This window comes from Nocardiopsis algeriensis (assembly GCF_014203695.1).
GTDB lineage: Bacteria > Actinomycetota > Actinomycetes > Streptosporangiales > Streptosporangiaceae > Nocardiopsis > Nocardiopsis algeriensis.
In genome coordinates, this window is the sequence record NZ_JACHJO010000009.1 from 1 (window position 1) to 16,625 (window position 16,625).

At 72.8% G+C, this 16,625-nt stretch carries 15 protein-coding genes; 8 read left to right on the top strand and 7 right to left on the bottom strand.

The window, feature by feature from the left end; translation table 11 throughout:
• Positions 1–518 (bottom strand): hypothetical protein (locus FHS13_RS21190; protein ID WP_221443071.1); only part of this gene is annotated, 518 nt, incomplete at its 3' end.
• Here FHS13_RS21190 and FHS13_RS15095 point away from each other — a divergent pair.
• Positions 421–1,593, top strand: coding sequence for an ISL3 family transposase (locus tag FHS13_RS15095; protein ID WP_246405324.1), 1,173 nt, complete (start codon positions 421–423; stop codon positions 1,591–1,593). The two genes, FHS13_RS21190 and FHS13_RS15095, sit on opposite strands and share 98 nt — an antisense overlap.
• Here the strand turns inward: FHS13_RS15095 and FHS13_RS15100 are convergent.
• A complete protein-coding gene (locus FHS13_RS15100) occupies positions 1,581–1,835 on the bottom strand; it encodes a transposase (RefSeq protein ID WP_221443008.1) in 255 nt (84 codons plus the stop codon). The genes FHS13_RS15095 and FHS13_RS15100 overlap by 13 nt on opposite strands.
• A gap of 152 nt (positions 1,836–1,987) precedes the next feature.
• Positions 1,988–2,566 (bottom strand): winged helix-turn-helix domain-containing protein, encoded by a 579-nt coding sequence (locus FHS13_RS15105; protein ID WP_184292557.1) that lies wholly within the window; start codon positions 2,564–2,566, stop codon positions 1,988–1,990.
• 568 nt (positions 2,567–3,134) lie between these two features.
• Between FHS13_RS15105 and FHS13_RS15110 the strand changes: the two genes are divergently transcribed.
• Together FHS13_RS15110 and FHS13_RS15115 are read left to right on the top strand one after the other, a co-directional pair.
• Positions 3,135–6,509: a pyruvate carboxylase gene (locus FHS13_RS15110; RefSeq protein ID WP_184292558.1), complete on the top strand. Its 3,375-nt coding sequence runs from the start codon at positions 3,135–3,137 to the stop codon at positions 6,507–6,509.
• A gap of 92 nt (positions 6,510–6,601) precedes the next feature.
• Positions 6,602–7,420: a metallophosphoesterase gene (locus FHS13_RS15115; RefSeq protein WP_184292559.1), complete on the top strand. Its 819-nt coding sequence runs from the start codon at positions 6,602–6,604 to the stop codon at positions 7,418–7,420.
• Positions 7,421–7,462: 42 nt separating this feature from the next.
• Here FHS13_RS15115 and FHS13_RS15120 read toward each other — a convergent pair whose 3' ends face one another.
• Genes FHS13_RS15120 through FHS13_RS15135 form a run of 4 tightly spaced genes read right to left on the bottom strand, consistent with a single transcriptional unit; the run spans position 7,463 to position 10,915 of the window.
• Positions 7,463–8,482 (bottom strand): pyridoxal-phosphate dependent enzyme, encoded by a 1,020-nt coding sequence (locus FHS13_RS15120; RefSeq protein ID WP_184292560.1) that lies wholly within the window; start codon positions 8,480–8,482, stop codon positions 7,463–7,465.
• Positions 8,440–9,402 (bottom strand): GHMP family kinase ATP-binding protein, encoded by a 963-nt coding sequence (locus FHS13_RS15125; RefSeq protein ID WP_184292561.1) that lies wholly within the window; start codon positions 9,400–9,402, stop codon positions 8,440–8,442. The genes FHS13_RS15120 and FHS13_RS15125 overlap by 43 nt, the downstream gene beginning before the upstream one ends.
• A complete protein-coding gene (locus FHS13_RS15130; RefSeq protein ID WP_184292562.1) occupies positions 9,399–10,196 on the bottom strand; it encodes a Rossmann-like domain-containing protein in 798 nt (265 codons plus the stop codon). Before FHS13_RS15130 ends, FHS13_RS15125 begins: the two co-directional genes overlap by 4 nt.
• Positions 10,193–10,915: a class I SAM-dependent methyltransferase gene (locus FHS13_RS15135; RefSeq protein WP_184292563.1), complete on the bottom strand. Its 723-nt coding sequence runs from the start codon at positions 10,913–10,915 to the stop codon at positions 10,193–10,195. Before FHS13_RS15135 ends, FHS13_RS15130 begins: the two co-directional genes overlap by 4 nt.
• Before the next feature lie 260 nt (positions 10,916–11,175).
• On the opposite strand from FHS13_RS15135, the gene FHS13_RS15140 reads away from it, so the two are divergent.
• The 5 genes from FHS13_RS15140 to mgrA all read left to right on the top strand — a co-directional run bounded on the left by FHS13_RS15140 (position 11,176) and on the right by mgrA (position 16,577).
• Positions 11,176–12,411, top strand: coding sequence for an MFS transporter (locus FHS13_RS15140; protein WP_343065040.1), 1,236 nt, complete (start codon positions 11,176–11,178; stop codon positions 12,409–12,411).
• A gap of 99 nt (positions 12,412–12,510) precedes the next feature.
• Complete coding sequence (locus tag FHS13_RS15145) at positions 12,511–13,623, top strand: FecCD family ABC transporter permease (protein WP_184292564.1); 1,113 nt, start codon at positions 12,511–12,513, stop codon at positions 13,621–13,623.
• Complete coding sequence (locus FHS13_RS15150; protein WP_184292565.1) at positions 13,623–14,405, top strand: ABC transporter ATP-binding protein; 783 nt, start codon at positions 13,623–13,625, stop codon at positions 14,403–14,405. The genes FHS13_RS15145 and FHS13_RS15150 overlap by 1 nt, the downstream gene beginning before the upstream one ends.
• A 43-nt stretch (positions 14,406–14,448) precedes the next feature.
• The gene (locus FHS13_RS15155; protein ID WP_184292566.1) at positions 14,449–15,501 is read left to right on the top strand and encodes an ABC transporter substrate-binding protein; all 1,053 of its coding nucleotides are present in this window, start codon (positions 14,449–14,451) and stop codon (positions 15,499–15,501) included.
• A 35-nt stretch (positions 15,502–15,536) separates the two neighbouring features.
• Positions 15,537–16,577 carry an L-glyceraldehyde 3-phosphate reductase gene (gene mgrA / locus FHS13_RS15160; RefSeq protein ID WP_184292567.1) on the top strand — a complete coding sequence of 347 codons (1,041 nt, stop codon included), beginning with the start codon at positions 15,537–15,539 and terminating at the stop codon, positions 16,575–16,577.
• Positions 16,578–16,625 lie beyond the last annotated feature (48 nt).

The window sequence follows — 16,625 nt, forward strand, 5'->3', positions numbered from 1 at the left end:
TGCGCCGCCTGCGCTGCTGCCCCAACCGGGCCGGCCAGATCACCCGCGCTGTGCTGATCCTTCAGCTCCGAGAAGCAAGATGAAAAGGGCTCACTCAACCCGCAACTAGCGCCGACGTGGCACGCGATTTGGACATCAGCACCGAGACGATCTACGCCTGGCAGCGCCAGGACCGTATCGGGCTCTTCGCAGTTGAGGGTGTAGTGCCGGTGGGCGGGTCGGTTTTGGGATAGACGTCGAGGTCTCCCGAGGATGGAAGTTCTCACACCGCCCATCCGGAAGACCTCGACGTGCATGACACTACCTTCGCGTGCCCTGACCTGACCACGTTCTGCCGACTCGACGACCTCGGCCTTGAGGCTGTGGGCCAGCGTCTGGAACCTGATCGAGCGGTGCTCCTGTGCCGGATCGTCGAGCCCGATGAGTGGTGCCGCAGCTGCGGCTGCCAAGGCGCACCCCGTGACTCGACGGCTGGCACACGAGCCGCTCGGATGGCGACCCACGACGTTGAAGGTCATCGTGCGCCGCTACCGATGCACCGGCTGCGGGCACGTGTGGCGCCAAGACACTTCGAAGGCCGCGGAACCGCGGGCCAGGCTGTCCCGCCGCGGACTACGGTGGGCACTGGAAGGGATCGTGGTCCACCACCTGACCGTCGCCCGGGTCGCCGAGGGGCTCGGGGTCGCCTGGAACACCGCCAACGACGCGGTCCTGGCCGAGGGCAAGCGGGTCCTGATCGATGGCGAGCACCGGTTCGACGGTGTCAAGGCCATCGGGGTCGATGAGCACGTGTGGCGTCACACCCGCCGCGGCGACAAGTACGTCACCGTGATCATCGACCTGACCGGCATCCGTGAGGGAACCGGACCGGCCCGCCTGCTCGACATGTCCAGGGCCGCTCCAAGCAAGCGTTCAAGACCTGGCTCGCCGAGCGGGCCCAGGGCCTGGCGCGACACCGTCGAGATCGTCGCGATGGACGGCTTCACCGGTTTCAAGACCGCCGCCACCGAAGAGCTGCCTGAGGCCGTGGCGGTGATGGACCCCTTCCACGTGGTCCGCCTGGCCGGCGATGCCCTCGACCGGTGCCGACGCCGGGTCCAACTGGCGATCAACGGCCACCGCGGCCACAAGGGTGACCCGCTCTACTCCGCGCGCCGGACCCTGCACACCGGCGCCGATCTGCTCACCGATAAGCAGAAGGATCGGCTCGCGGACCTGTTCGCGGCCGATGAACATGTCGAGGTCGAAGCGACCTGGGGTATCTACCAGCGGATGATCACCGCTTACCGCCACCCCGACCGGGCCCGCGGCCGAGAACTCATGGCCGCTCTGATCAGCTTGCTCGGCCACGGCGTCCCGTCCCTGCTCACAGAGCTCATCACGCTCGGGCGGACGCTGAAGAAGCGGGCCGCTGACGTGCTCGCGTACTTCGAACGCCCCGGTACCAGCAACGGTCCGACCGAGGCGATCAATGGCCGCCTGGAGCATCTGCGCGGTTCCGCGCTGGGGTTTCACAACCTCACCAACTACATCGCCCGGTCGTTGCTGGAGACCGGCGGGTTCCGGCCCCGCTTACACCCTCAAATGCGATGAGCCTCCGGGCGGTAGCGCAGCCGGCGCAGCCCCGACCGGACCGCCCCGCTCAGCTCCGCGAAGGACAGCGCCGCGAGATTGGCCAACCCCGTGCCCTTCACGTGGGACCAGACGTCCTCCACCGGGTGCAGCTCGGGAGCACAAGCGGGCAGGTACTCCACCTCCAGCCACTCCCGGGCTGTGATCGCCGCGCGTATCCACCGGCTGCGGTGGGCGGCCAGGTTGTCCCACACCAAGATCACCGGCGCGTCCAGCACCCGGTGGACACCGCCCCCGAAAGCGACCAGGTCGCGGTCGCGGTACCACCCCGGGGCGGGTGCGAAACAGCATCCGCGACGCACGGCCGCGCCGGCAGCAGCACACCGCAGCCACCGACATCTTCGCCGAGCGGCCCTTAACCACGTGCAGCACCGGCCTCTGCCACACCGGCGCCCAGGTGCGGAACCAGGCCCCGGTCAGTCCCGGGCCCGCCTCGTCCTCGAACAGGATCCAAGCCCCGCTCCAGGCCCCCCTTTTTTTCGATCCGGGGCCAGGCCTGCTCGATCCAGGCGGCGATGGCCTCCACGTCGCGCTCCACGGCACGGCGGGCCGGGACCTGCACCGACCACCCCATCGCCTTCAACAAACGCCACACCCCCAAGAGGTCGGCGTAGGCGGCGCCGAAGGTCTCGGCGATCACCCGCCGCACCCGGTTCAAAGCCCAGGCATCGGTGGCAAAACTGTCGTCCTTGGCGCCACGGCGCAGCAGCTGCCGCAGCCGCAGGCGCTGGTCGGGGCCCAGGTAGCCCTGGGGGCCGGTGCGGCCTTCGCTCATCAGCACGTCAGGGCCGCCCTGCTGCCAGGTGCGCCGCCAGTTGTTGACTGCGCGGCCGGTCACGCCGAGCCTCTCGCCGATCTGGGCGTCCGACATCTGGTCCTGCTCGAACAGGGCGGCTGCGGTTAGACGGCGCTGCTGCTTGTCGTGGGCGTCCATGACACCCCCTCTTCGGAGAGAGGTTCCAGCTAGGAGGACGCGTACCCGCCGGGAAACAAACAATCAAACCTCAGTCAGCACCAGGTCCCGGTACGGCAGGGTCACCACCGGTTGGGAGTTCAGGCCCAGGAACTGCTCGGTCTCTTCCAGTCGGCGAACAGCCGAACCGGGGCGGGGCCCCGGCGCGACCCACGTGGCAAGGCCAGAGGAAGAAAAGCCGGTGAGCGGCCAGGACCCCCACACCCAAGGCCAGGACGTGGGCGGCCACCATCAGGGCCGGGCCCGGACGGGGGCGCGGAATCGGGGTCGTGTCGGGGCGGGCCGGCTGATGACGTCGGTCGGCGTACGCTCCGTCCCGTCCGGGGCTCCTGCCATGGACGGGCGCGGGGTCCTTCGGCCCCCGGTTCCGCGACCGGGGGTCGGTTGCGTGCACCCGTGAAGGCGCCGGTTAGGGTGCGACTGCCGACGTGTGGCGGCGTACACGAGGGCAGACCGCCGTCAAAGGCGCCGGCGGCGACAACAGGCCCCACCGTGCGACCTCCGCCGTTTCACCGATGAGAAGGACAGCATGTTTCGCACAGTGCTTGTAGCCAACCGGGGCGAGATCGCGATCCGGGCGCTGCGTGCGGGGTACGAGCTGGGCGCACGCACCATCGCCGTGTTCCCCCACGAGGACCGCAACTCGCTGCACCGCCTGAAGGCCGACGAGGCCTACCAGATCGGCGAACCCGGCCATCCGGTTCGCGCCTACCTCTCCGTGGACGAAATCGTCCGGGCCGCCCGCGAGTCCGGCGCCGACGCGGTCTACCCCGGTTACGGTTTCCTGTCCGAGAATCCCGAGCTCGCCCGCGCCTGCGAGCAGGCGGGCATCACGTTCGTCGGTCCGCCCGCCGAGATCCTGGAGCTGACCGGTAACAAGGCCACCGCCGTGGCCGCCGCCCGCGAGGCGGGTGTGCCGGTGCTCACCTCCTCCGAGCCGTCCTCGGACGTGGAGGGGCTGCTGGCTGCGGCCGACTCGGTCGGTTTCCCGCTGTTCGTCAAGGCCGTGGCCGGAGGCGGCGGCCGGGGCATGCGCCGGGTCGACTCCGCCGACAGGTTGCGCGAGGCCCTGGAGGCGGCCATGCGCGAGGCCGACGCGGCCTTCGGCGACCCCACCGTGTTCCTGGAGAAGGCGGTCGTCAACCCCCGCCACATCGAGGTGCAGATCCTCGCCGACGGCGAGGGCAACGTGGTCCACCTCTACGAGCGCGACTGCTCGGTGCAGCGCCGCCACCAGAAGGTCGTCGAGCTGGCGCCCGCGCCCAACCTCGACCCCGCGCTGCGCGAGCGCATCTGCGACGACGCCGTGCGCTTCGCCCGCCGGATCGGCTACCGCAACGCGGGCACGGTCGAGTTCCTGGTCGGCGAGGACGGCAGCCACGTCTTCATCGAGATGAACCCGCGCATCCAGGTCGAGCACACGGTGACCGAGGAGGTCACCGACATCGACCTCGTGCAGTCGCAGATGCGCATCGCCTCCGGCGAGACCCTGGCCGACCTGGGCATCAGCCAGGACACGGTGTACGTGCGCGGCGCGGCCCTGCAGTGCCGCATCACCACCGAGGACCCGGCCAACGGGTTCCGCCCCGACACCGGCATCATCAGCGCCTACCGCTCGCCGGGCGGCTCGGGCATCCGCCTGGACGGCGGAACCTCGGCCGCGGGCACCGAGATCAGCCCGCACTTCGACTCCCTGCTGGTCAAGCTCACCTGCCGGGGCCGCGACCTGGCCACGGCGGTCAAGCGCGCCCGGCGCGCGGTGGCCGAGTTCCGCATCCGCAGCGTGGCCACCAACATCCCGTTCCTGCAGGCGGTGCTGGACGACCCCGACTTCCGGGCCGGCCGGGTCACCACCTCCTTCATCGAGGAGCGCCCGCACCTGCTGACCGCGCGGCCCTCCGCCGACCGCGGCACCAAGTTGCTGACCTACCTGGCCGATGTGACGGTCAACAAGCCGCACGGTGAACGCCCCCAGCTGGTCGACCCGGTCAGCAAGCTGGCGGAGCTGCCCGCCGGTGCCCCGGCCGACGGGTCGCGCCAGCGCCTGGCCGAGCTGGGCCCGGAGGGTTTCGCCCGGTGGCTGCGCGAGTCGCCGAACCTGGCCGTCACCGACACCACCTTCCGCGACGCCCACCAGTCCCTGCTGGCCACGCGGGTGCGCACCAAGGACCTGCTGGCTGTGGCGCCCACCGTGGCCCACACCCTGCCGCAGCTGCTGTCCCTGGAGGCCTGGGGCGGTGCCACCTACGACGTGGCGCTGCGCTTCCTGGCCGAGGACCCCTGGGAGCGCCTGGCCGCGCTGCGCGAGGCCGTGCCCAACATCTGCCTGCAGATGCTGCTGCGCGGGCGCAACACGGTGGGCTACACGCCCTACCCGACCGAGGTGACCGACGCCTTCGTCGCGGAGGCCGCGGCGACCGGCATCGACATCTTCCGGATCTTCGACGCCCTCAACGACGTCGAGCAGATGCGCCCGGCCATCGAGGCGGTGCGCGCCACCGGCACCTCGGTGGCCGAGGTGGCCCTGTGCTACACCGGCGACCTGTCCGACCCGTCCGAGAAGCTCTACACGCTCGACTACTACCTGCGCCTGGCCGAGCGCATCGTCGAGGCGGGCGCGCACGTGCTGGCGGTCAAGGACATGGCGGGCCTGCTGCGCGCCCCCGCCGCGGCCACACTGGTCAAGGCGCTGCGCAGCGAGTTCGACCTGCCGGTGCACATCCACACCCACGACACCACCGGCGGCCAGCTGGCCACCTACCTGGCCGCGGCCGGGGCCGGCGCCGACGCGGTGGACGGAGCGGTGGCGTCGATGGCGGGCACCACCTCGCAGCCGTCGCTGTCGGCGATCGTGGCGGCCTTCGACCACACCGAGCGCACCACCGGGCTGGACCTGGACGCCGTCAACGAGCTGGAGCCGTACTGGGAGGCGGTGCGCCGGGTCTACGCGCCCTTCGAGGCGGGCCTGTCCGCGCCCACGGGCCGGGTCTACCACCACGAGATCCCCGGCGGCCAGCTGTCCAACCTGCGCACGCAGGCGATCGCCCTCGGCCTGGGAGACCATTTCGAGGAGATCGAGGCGATGTACGCCGCCGCCGACCGGATGCTGGGCCGCCTGGTGAAGGTGACCCCGTCGTCCAAGGTCGTGGGCGACCTGGCGCTGCACCTGGTGGGCGCGGGCGTCTCCCCGGCCGACTTCGAGGCCGACCCCGCCAGGTTCGACATCCCCGACTCGGTGGTGGGCTTCCTGCACGGGGAGCTGGGCGTGCCCCCGGGCGGCTGGCCCGAGCCGTTCCGCACCCGCGCCCTGGAGGGCCGCCCGGCCCGGCGCCCGGTGGTGGAGCTGACCGACCAGCAGCGCACCGGGCTGGCCGAGGACCGGCGCACCACCCTGAACAGGCTGCTGTTCCCCGGTCCGACGGCGGAGTTCGAGAGCCACCGCGAGACCTACGGCGACACCAGCGTGCTCTCCAGCGCCGACTTCTTCTACGGCCTGAGCGCCGGACAGGAGTACAAGGTCGACCTGGCCCCGGGTGTGCGCCTGCTCATCGCCCTGGACGCCATCGGCGAGGCCGACGAGCAGGGTGTGCGGACCGTGCTGGCCACGCTCAACAACCAGCTGCGGCCCCTGCAGATCCAGGACCGCTCGATGGCCTCTGCGGCGCACACCGCGGAGAAGGCCGACAAGTCGGTGCCCGGCCACGTGGCCGCGCCGTTCGCGGGAGTGGTCTCCCCGACCGTCGCCGCCGGCGACGTGGTCGAGGCCGGCGACACCGTCGCCACCATCGAGGCGATGAAGATGGAGGCGGCCATCACCGCCCCCGTCGCGGGCAAGGTCGCCCGCCTGGTGGTGGGCACCGCCCAGCGCGTGGAGGGCGGGGACCTCCTGGTCGTCCTGGAGTAGCGGCGTTTCCGTTCGCCGGGGCGGTGCGTGCGCGCACCGCCCCGGCCGTGTGTCCGCCGCACGGCGCGCGGTCGGGCAGGGAAGGAGGATCGGTGGCCCTGCTGGCCGTTTCCGATCTGCACGTGCGCCACGAGCGCAACAAGGAGTTCACCGAGGGCCTGCGCCCGGAGTCGGACGAGGACTGGCTGATCGTGGCCGGGGACGTGGGCGAGACCGCCGGCGGCGTGGTCGAGACGATGCGGATGCTGCGCGAGCGCTTCGCCGAAGTGGTGTGGGTTCCGGGCAACCACGAGCTGTGGACCCCCGCCAAGGACCCGGTGCGGCTGCGCGGCCTGGCGCGCTACACGTACCTGGTCGAGGAGATGCGCGCGCTGGGGGTGCACACCCCGGAGGACCCCTACCCGGTCTGGCAGGGGCCCCGAGGGCCGGTGGTGGTCGCGCCCCTGTTCGTCCTGTACGACCACACGTTCCGGCCCGAGGGCGCCCGCACCAAGGAGGAGGCGCTCGAGATCGCCTACGCGTCGGGGGTGATCTGCACGGACGAGTACCTGCTGCATCCGGACCCGTACCCCAGCCGCGACGCCTGGTGCCGGGCCCGCCTGGAGTACACGCGCCCGCGCCTGGAGGCGGTCGACCCGGAGCTGCCCACGGTGCTGGTCAACCACTTCCCGCTGGTGCGCGAGCCCACGAGGGTCCTGCGCTACCCGCAGTTCGCCCAGTGGTGCGGCACCGAGGCCACCGCCGACTGGCACACCCGCTACCGCGCCCTGGCCGTGGTCTACGGCCACCTGCACATCCCCCGCACCATCGAGGTCGACGGCGTGCCGCACGTGGAGGTCTCCCTGGGGTATCCGCGCGAGTGGCAGCGCCGCCCCCACCCTCCGGCGGTACCCCGCCGGATCCTGCCCTGACGTCCCCGGGGCGCGCGCCCCGGGGACGCCTCCCGGTCCTCCTCAGCCCTCGGTGTGGACGGCCTGGGGCGGAGGTGCGGCGCGGCCCCACTCCATGCGCGACCAGGGACGGGCCAGGCGGGACAGGTCGGTGACCGCGGCGGGGCCCAGGTCCTCCGGTGCCGCGGCCTCGGCGTGGCGGGCGAACACCGTGTCGACGTAGCGGTGACCGGTGTCGGCCGCCACGAACACGGTCCGGCGCTCCGGGGAGCGCTCGGCCTCCCAGCGGGCCACCAGGTAGGCGGCTCCCGAGGAGAGCCCGGCGAACACCGCGTGGCGGCGCAGCAGGTCCACGCTCCCGGCGAGCGCGGCCTCGAACCCGAGCCAGTGCACGACATCGTAGAGGGTGTGGTCGACGTTGCCGAAGGGGATGGAGCTGCCGATCCCCGCGATGATGATGTCCCTGTCCGCGACGGCGTCGCTGCCGAAGGTGACGCTGCCGAAGGGCTGCACCCCCACTAGGGCGGTGTCGGGGGCGCGTTCGCGCAGGTAGGTGGCCAGGGCTCCGGTGGAGGCGCCCGACCCCACCCCTCCGACGACGGTCAGCGGGGCGGGGTCGAGCTCCTTGGCGATCTGGTCGGCCACCGCGCGGTAGCCGAGGTAGTGGACGGAGTCGTGGTACTGGCGCATCCAGTGGTAGTCGGGATGCTCGCGCAGCAGCTCGCGGATGCGCCGCACCCGGCGGCTCTGGTCGAACCGCAGCGAGTCCGAGGGCGGCACCTGCTCCAGGGTGGCGCCCAGGACGGCGAGCTGGACGCGCAGCCCCTCGTCGACGGTGGTGGAGCCGACGATGTGGCAGCGCAGCCCGTACCTGTGGCAGGCCAGGGCCAGACCGTAGGCGTAGATGCCGCTGGAGCTGTCCATCAGGGTGTCGCCGGGCTCGACGGCCCCGGTCTCGAGCAGGTGACGCACCGCGGCTGTCGCCGACGCCACCTTCATGGACTCGAACCGCAGGCAGACGAGCCCGCCGCCCAGGTCGATCAGATCAGGTCTGCCAATGGTCTCGCACACGTGGTCGTCCACGTTCTCTCTCCATCGGTTCTTCGGGGGGTGGAGAAGACCCGGGTGGGGGTGAGGCCCTCTCTTCGCAGCTGGGCGCGGGCGGCCTCGGTCCGGGCCCTCAGATCGGGGTCTCGGGAGTCGAAGAGCACACCGGCGACGTTGCCGCTGTGCGCGATCTGGACGCCGACCGCCCCGCACAGGCGGGCGACGCCCCTGAGCGTCCCCAGTTCCGCCTTGGGCAGAACACGCTGGTTGAGGACCGCGCTCTCGGTGGCGACCCGGCCCACCCCGGCGGCGTCCCCGGCCGCCACGGCCGCACGCAGGTCGGCGCGCAGCTCCTCGTAGAGGGCGGTGTCGGCCGGATGCGGCCGGCCGCCGAGGGTGAGCGTGTCGACGGGGCGCCCGCCGCCGGTGAGGCACCCCACCGCGGTCATGGGGGGAAGCGGCGCCCCCAGGTCCTCCAGGACCCGTCCCTCGCGCTGGGCGAACAGCAGCGCCCGCTCCCCGAGCATGATCGGGTCGGAGGCGCCCTCGGCGGCGACCGCGATCCGGGCGACCGCGCCGGGGGCGGGCTCGGTCCCGTAGCCGGCGCACACGGCCCGCACGGCCGCGGTGACGTCGCTGGTGGAGGAACCCATGCCGAGGCCGGCCGGGGCCCCTCCGCGCAGACGCAGCACGCCCCCGCACGCGGGGACGTGCGCGGCGGCCGCGCACTCGGCGACGGCCAGGGCCGCGGCGCGCGCCGCCTTGATCCGCCCCGGGGGGTCGGTCTCCACCCGGTCCGGCGCGTACCCGGGCCTGGCTTCGAACACCGCCTCGGTGACCGGTTCGGCCATGGGCAGTGTGACCAGCCCCCGTCGGTGGCGTCCGCGTCCGTCGAGGAAGACCCCTTGGAGGATCTCCCCGTGGTGGCACGCGGCACGCCCGGTCCCCGTGATCACGCCGGCGCCTCCGCCCGGTAGCGGTAGAGGGCGCTGGGGGCGGCGCTGAACTGGGAGAAGGGGAAGGGCTCGGCCGACAGCGCGCTCACCCCGCGCCCCAGGAAGGCGCGGGCGACGGCGCTGCCGCTCTGGGCGTAGACGACCAGGGGGAGGGCGCGCTCCCGGCAGCGTGCCAGGATGCGGTCGAAGGTGCCGTTGCCCAGGGTCATCCCGGTGGCCACGACCGCGTCGGCGACCGCGAGCACCTCCTCCATGTCGGAGGTCACGGGGTCCCCCCACTGGGTGCGGCCCAGGGAGAGGTCGCAGGGCAGGCATTCGCCGCCGCGCCGTCGGATGGCGGCGACGAGGGGGTTGACGACGCCGATGAGGGCCACCTTGCGGCCCTCGGGCTCGGGCAGGAGGCCGGCGATGGCGGCGTCGCGCACCGCGGCCCGCTCCTCGGGGGTGCCGTGGGGGAGGACGACCTCCTCGGCCCGGGGGTCCCCGTGGTGGGGGGCGGCCTGGGCGAGGAAGGCGTCGAGCGCGGCCACGCGCAGCGGCAGGGGCCCTTCGGCGACGAGATCGGCCAAGGGCCGTCCGGAGAGTTCGGCGCACACCGAGGGGTCGATCTCCCCGGCCTCGAAGGCGCAGGCGCCGAAGGCCCGGCCGGAGCGGACCAGGACGTACTGGTTGAGGTAGGTGACACCTCCGCCGTCCAGCCGGGTGCCGTGGTGGAGCCAGAAGACGCTGGTGGCCACGGGCGAGGGGCCGGGCGCGGCCAGGACGCTCTCGGCGAGTTCGGCCAGGGTCCTCACGCGGCGCCCTCCCGGGTGAGCCGGAACAGGTAGGTCAGGACTCCGTCGTGCCAGTCGTGGACGTGGTCGACGGCGGCGGTGAAGCCGGCGGCCTCGGCGCCCGAGACGACGGCGCGCAGGTCGGCCGTGTTGGAGGCGATCAGGTGGACCTCGCCGCCGGGGGCGAGCAGGTCGCGCCCGGCGATCTGGGCGAAGAACGCGTCGGTGGCGGAGGCGCCGACGCACACGTTGCGCACCACGTCGGGGTCGTCGCTGACGGTCTGGCTGACGGCGGGCGGGTTGAAGGTGACGACGTCGGCCTGCCAGCCGTCGGGGACGGCCTCGAACAGGTCGGAGACCAGGGCGGTGAACTCCGCGGTCCGGGGTTCGGGAACGATCGCGCGGTAGGTCTGCTCGGTGGCGGCGACGCTGGCGGGGTGGATGTCGAGGGCGTGGACGCTGCGGGCGCCGCGCAGGGCGGCCACGGCCGCCTCCACGCCCAGGCCGGACCCCATGGCGGCGTAGCGGCGGCCGCGCACGTCGATGTCTCCGTCGAGGATGCGCTGGTGGATCATCCGGCTGGTGGCGCCGGGCATGAAGACACCGGGGGGAACGTCGAGGTCCCGGCCGTTCCAGGTGTAGGTGCGGTGGGTGGCCAGGTCGGCGCGCGGCTGGTTGAGGGCGATGATCTGCTCGGCCGGCAGCGGTGGCGGCAGCTCTGCGATCAGGGAGCTTTCCATCGGTGTCCTTTCGGGGAGGGGTCGTGCGCCGCGGGGCGGGGCCGGGGGTGTCCGCGACAGCGCAACTATAGGGGAAATGAAAATCATTGTCACCACTGCGGCACACCCCGACCCCTCCCTCCTCTCGGACGCGATCAGCCCCCCATCGAACGCGGCCGCCCCCTCGGGCGCGGCCGACTCTCCAAAGAGGTCGCAACTGATAACGGTTTTCATTACAGTAGCGGAGCAGCGACCGCACCCCTCCGGAAGGTGAGCATCCCGTGTCCTCCACGACCGCATCGAACACGCCCCGGGCGGGCCTCCTGCTGAGGGACCAGGGCTTCCTCCGCCTGTGGTGCGCGACCACCGCATCGGGTCTGGCGACCTGGGCGATGCCCTTCCTCCTGGGCCTGGCGGTCCTGGAGGGAACCCTGAGTGCGGTGGGCCTGGGCCTGGTCCTGGCCCTGCGCACCGCCGGGTTCCTCGTCGCGGTGCCCCTGGGCGGCCTGCTCGCCGATCGCCACTCGCGCCGGTCGGTGGTGCTGTGGTCGGGCCTGGCCGCCGCGCTGGCCACCCCGGTCATGGTGCTGGGCCTGGGCGCCTCCACCGCCCTGACGGCCGCCGCTGCGGTCGTCGTCGGCGCCGGCCAGGGCGCCTGCCGGCCCGCGTTCCAGGCGCTGACCGCCGAGGTCGTCGCCGAGGACGACCGCCAGCGCGCCAACGCCGCGATCACGCTCTCCGTGCGCGTCACCACCCTCCTGGGGCCGGGTGCTGCCGCGCTGCTGGCCGTGGTGACCGGAGCCGGAATGCTGCTGCTGGCGACGGCCGGCCTGTGGCTGGCGGCCGCGCTGCTGCCCGCCTGGGGCACCGCCCTCCCCCGGCGGGAGGAGCGCGCCTCCTTCGCCGCCGAGTTCTTCGACGGCCTGACCGAGGCGCGGCGCCACCCGTGGTTCCTGGCCGGACTGGGCGCACTGGCCGTGGTCATCACCGCCGGCTACTCGGCCACCGGGGTGCTGCTGCCCCTGGTCAGCCGCGACCAGTACGGAACCGAGGCCCTGCTGGCCGCGGCGATGACCGCCTACACCGCCGGGGCGCTGGCCGGGGCCGCGCTGCTGTCGCGGTGGCGCCCGCGCAACGCCGGCTGGACCGCGCTGGCGGGCCTGGGCCTGTACGGGCTGGCCCCGCTGAGCCTGGTGCTGCCGCTGGGGCCGGTCGCGGTCCTGGCCGCCTACGCCCTGGTGGGGGTGGGGATCGAGCTGTTCAACGTGCCGTGGTTCACCGCCGCCCAGCGCGAGGTCGCCCCCGGCAAGCTGGCGCGGGTGTCCTCGCTGGACTTCCTGGTCTCCTACGGCCTGGCTCCGGTGGGCCTGGCCCTGATCGCCCCGGCCGCGCAGGTGCTGGGCACCGGGCCCGTCCTGGTGGGATGCGCGGTGCTGTGCTTCGCCGCCCCGGCCCTGGCCGCCCTGGCCCCCGGCGCGCGGGGGTTCACCGCTCCGGTCGGCCGCGGGCGTATCTGAGCGGACCGGGGTGCGCACCGCGCGCCGATCCGTGTAGATTATGAAAACGATTTTCATTGTCTCGTGCGGCGCAGCCGCATCCCCCGAGAGGAGCAACGGGTGTCGCAGACCTCCCCACCCGCGGCGGCGGCCCCGGCCCCCGCCGACCGTCCACCGGACCCACCCCGCCGACCGGCAACCCCCGCCGGAACCGCCATCGCCGCCGCGGTACTGGCCCTGGCACTGGCGGTGTCGGCGGTCCTGGCCGTCGGGCTGGGCGCCGCCCCCGTCCCCCCGGCCGAGACCGCCCGCCACCTGTGGGCCGCCCTCACCGGAGGCACCATCGCGGCCGACGAGGTGACGCGCCACCAGATCGTCTGGCAGATCCGCACACCCCGCGTCGTGCTCGCCGCCGTCGTCGGCGCCGGACTCGGCGCCGTGGGCACGGCGGTCCAGGCCATGGTGCGCAACCCGCTGGCCGACCCCTACGTCCTGGGCGTCTCCTCCGGCGCCTCGGTGGGCGCCGTCCTGGTCGGCACCTTCGGAGCACTGTCGGCCCTGGGCATCCACGCGGTCGCGGCCGGGGCGTTCCTGGGCGCCCTGGGCGCGACCCTGCTGGTCCACGCGGTCGCCCGCTCCCGCACCGGCCTCTCCCCGCTGCGCCTGGTGCTCACCGGGGTGGCCCTGTCGTTCGGCTTCCAGGCCCTCATGGGCGTGATCGTCCACCTGGCACCCGACGGCGAGGCCGCCTCCGCCCTCCTGTTCTGGACCATGGGCGGCTTCGGCGCGGCCTCCTGGGAGTCCCTGCCCGTGGTCGCCGCCGGAGTCACCGCAGGAATCCTGCTGCTGCGCGCCTCGGCCCGGCAGCTGGACGCCGCCGCCCTGGGCGACGAGACCGCGGCGAGCCTGGGGGTGGACACCGACCGGCTGCGCCGGAAGCTGTTCGTGCTCACCGCCGTGATGACCGGCGCCATGGTCGCCGTCAGCGGCGCCATCGGGTTCGTCGGCCTCGTCGTGCCCCACGTGGTGCGCATCCTCGTCGGCGCCGCCCACCGGAGGGTGCTCACGGTGGCGCCCCTGGCGGGTGCGGTCCTCATGGTCTGGGTCGACCTGGCCTCGCGCACCCTCGCCGCCCCGCGCGAACTCCCGCTGGGCGTACTCACCGCCCTGCTGGGCGTACCGGTGTTCATCGCGCTCATGCGCCGCCGCGGCTACCAGTTCGGAGGACGCTGATGGACCTGCGCCTGGACCGGCTCCGCGTCGAGATCGACGGATCGGAGATCCTGCGCGGACTGTCCCTGGACGTGCCCTCGGGCCGGGTCGTCGGCCTGGTGGGCCCCAACGGATCCGGCAAGTCCACCGCGCTGCGCTGCGTCTACCGGGCGCTGCGGCCCAGCGGCGGCACCGTGTGGCTGGACGGCGACGACCTGAGCGCGATGCCCCTGCGCGAGAGCGCCCGCAGCGTCGCCGCCCTGACCCAGGAGAGCGGAAGCGACCTGGACTTCACCGTCGCCGAGACCGTGGCCCTGGGCCGCACCCCGCACCTGCGCGGCAACCAGCCCCTCAGCGCCCGCGAACACGAGCTGTGCCGGCGCGCCATGGAACTGATGGACGTGGCACACCTGGCCGACCGCGGCGTCCTGGGCCTGTCGGGCGGCGAGCGCCGGCGGGTCCTGGTCGCCCGCGCCCTCGCCCAGGAACCGCGCGTGCTCGTACTGGACGAACCCACCAACCACCTGGACGTACGCCACCAGGTCGAACTGCTGTCGCTGCTGCGCACCACCGGCACGACCGTGCTCGTGGTACTCCACGACCTCAACCTGGCCGCGGCCGCCTGCGACCGGATCGGCGTCCTGGCCGAGGGAGCGCTGGTGGCGGCCGGAACACCGCGCGAGGTCCTCACCACCGAGCTGGTCCGCGAGGTGTTCGGCGTCGACGCCGCGGTGGTCGACCACCCCCTCACCGGCGACCCGCAGCTGCTCTACCGGCTCGCTCCCCGGCCCGTCTCCCCCTGACCACTCCCCACGAATTTCCTCCCCGCGAAGAGAAAGGCACCCCATGAACTCCCTCTCCCCCGCCCGACGCACCCTGCGTACGGCCGCGGCCGCAGCCGCGGCCCTGATCGCCGCCACCGGCTGCGGCGCCCGCGTCGAGGAGGACCCCGCCCAGGCCCTCGCGGGCTCCACCGCCACCGTCCGCCGCTGCGGCGAGGAGGTCGAATACACCCTCCCGCAGCGAACCGTCGTCTACGAGGGCGGCAGCGCCGACAAGATGTTCGCGCTCGGGCTGACCGACCACGTGCTCGGCTACGTGATGCCGCCCGCCAACCCACCGGTGTCGGAGTCCCCCTGGGCCGCCGAGTACGAGAAGGTCGAATTCCTCAGCGACGACCTGCTCAACCGGGAACTGGTCGTGGACGCCGGCGCCGACTTCGTCGTGGCCGGATGGAACTCCGGCTTCAGCGACCAGCGCGGCATCACCCCCGAGATCCTCGACAAGCTGGGCATCCAGAGCTTCATGCACACCGAGTCCTGCTTCAACTACCCCGGCCACCCCGAACGGATGGCACCCTTCGAGGCCCTGTACACCGACCTGGAACGGCTCGGAGAGATCTTCGGCGTGCAGGACCGCGCCGCCGAACTGGTCGAGGACTACCGGGCACGGGTCGAGGCCGTACGCGCACAGGCACCCGAGGGGGAGCCGATGCGCGTGTTCCTGTACGACTCGGGCACCGACCGGCCCTTCACCGCCGGAAGCCAGGTGCCGCCCGACGACATCATCCGCTTCGCCGGCGGGGAGAACATCTTCGGCGACCTGGACGAACGCTGGACCCAGGCCGGCTGGGAGGCCGTCGTGGCGGCCCGCCCCGAGGTGATCGTCGTCCTCGACTACGGGGACCAGGCCGCCGAGGACAAGATCGGCTTCCTCACCTCCCTGCCCGCGCTGTCCGGTGTCCCTGCCGTCGAGGAGGAGAACTTCTTCGTCCTGAACTACAACGAGGGCATCTCCGGCCCCCGCAACATCGACGGCCTGGAGAGGTTCGCCGAGTACCTGCGCGAACTCGACCGGCCCCGCGCATTGGACAACACCGCGCAGGTGGGAGCACAGTAGGCAGGTCCGCAGCCACACCATGTTCGGAGTCGACCATGACCTACGTCGCCGCACCCGACCGCTACGAGGGGACCATGCGGTACCGCCGCACCGGCCGCTCGGGACTCGACCTGCCGGTCCTGTCCCTGGGCTACTGGCACAACTTCGGCGACGACCGCCCCTTCGAGACCCAGCGGGCCATCGCCCGCCGCGCCTTCGACCTCGGCATCACCCACCACGACCTGGCCAACAACTACGGCCCGCCCTACGGCTCCGCCGAGACCAACTTCGGCCGCCTGATGCGGGAGGACTTCGCGCCCTACCGCGACGAGATGGTCATCTCCACCAAGGCCGGCTGGGACATGTGGCCCGGCCCCTACGGCCAGGGCGGAGGATCGCGCAAGTACCTGCTGGCCTCCCTCGACCAGTCGCTCGCGAGGATGGGCCTGGACTACGTCGACATCTTCTACTCCCACCGCCTGGACGCCACCACTCCCCTGGAGGAGACCATGGGGGCGCTCGACACGGCGGTCCGCCAGGGCAAGGCCCTCTACGTGGGCATCTCCTCCTACGACGCCGAACGCACCCGCCAGGCCGCCGCGATCCTGAAGGACCTGGGCACACCCCTGCTCATCCACCAGCCCTCCTACTCCATGCTCAACCGCTGGATCGAGAACGAGGGCCTGCTCGACACCGTCGACGAGCTCGGCACGGGCGTCATCGGATTCAGCCCCCTGGCCCAGGGCCTGCTCACCGACCGCTACCTCGAAGGCGTGCCGGCCGGCTCCCGAGCGGCCCAGGGCAAGTCCTTCGACCCCGCCTGGCTGAACGAGGAGACCCGGAGCCACCTGCGCGCCCTCGACGCCATCGCCCGGCGCCGCGGCCAGACCCTGGCCCAGCTCGCGCTGGCCTGGGCGCTGCGCGACCGGCGCGTGACCTCCCTGGTCATCGGCGCCTCCTCGGTCGCCCAGCTGGAGCAGAACGTCGGCGCCCTGGACAACCTCGACCTCACCCCCGAGGAACTGGCCGAGATCGACCAGCACGCCGTCGACGGCGGCCTCGACCTGTGGAAGGAGGCCCGCAAGGGCAACCTCTGACCCCGGACGGAACTTCCGGGACCTCTTCGGCGGCACGCCGGTCCTCGT

Bases quoted from the DNA above. Each gene is read 5' to 3' on its own strand.
- FHS13_RS15095 (WP_246405324.1), top strand. From the start codon at position 421: ATGAGTGGTGCCGCAGCTGCGGCTGCCAAGGCGCACCCCGTGACTCGA.
- FHS13_RS15110 (WP_184292558.1), top strand. From the start codon at position 3,135: ATGTTTCGCACAGTGCTTGTAGCCAACCGGGGCGAGATCGCGATCCGG.
- FHS13_RS15105 (WP_184292557.1), bottom strand. From the start codon at position 2,566: ATGGACGCCCACGACAAGCAGCAGCGCCGTCTAACCGCAGCCGCCCTG.
- mgrA (WP_184292567.1), top strand. From the start codon at position 15,537: ATGACCTACGTCGCCGCACCCGACCGCTACGAGGGGACCATGCGGTAC.
- FHS13_RS15155 (WP_184292566.1), top strand. From the start codon at position 14,449: ATGAACTCCCTCTCCCCCGCCCGACGCACCCTGCGTACGGCCGCGGCC.
- FHS13_RS15150 (WP_184292565.1), top strand. From the start codon at position 13,623: ATGGACCTGCGCCTGGACCGGCTCCGCGTCGAGATCGACGGATCGGAG.
- FHS13_RS15135 (WP_184292563.1), bottom strand. From the start codon at position 10,915: ATGGAAAGCTCCCTGATCGCAGAGCTGCCGCCACCGCTGCCGGCCGAG.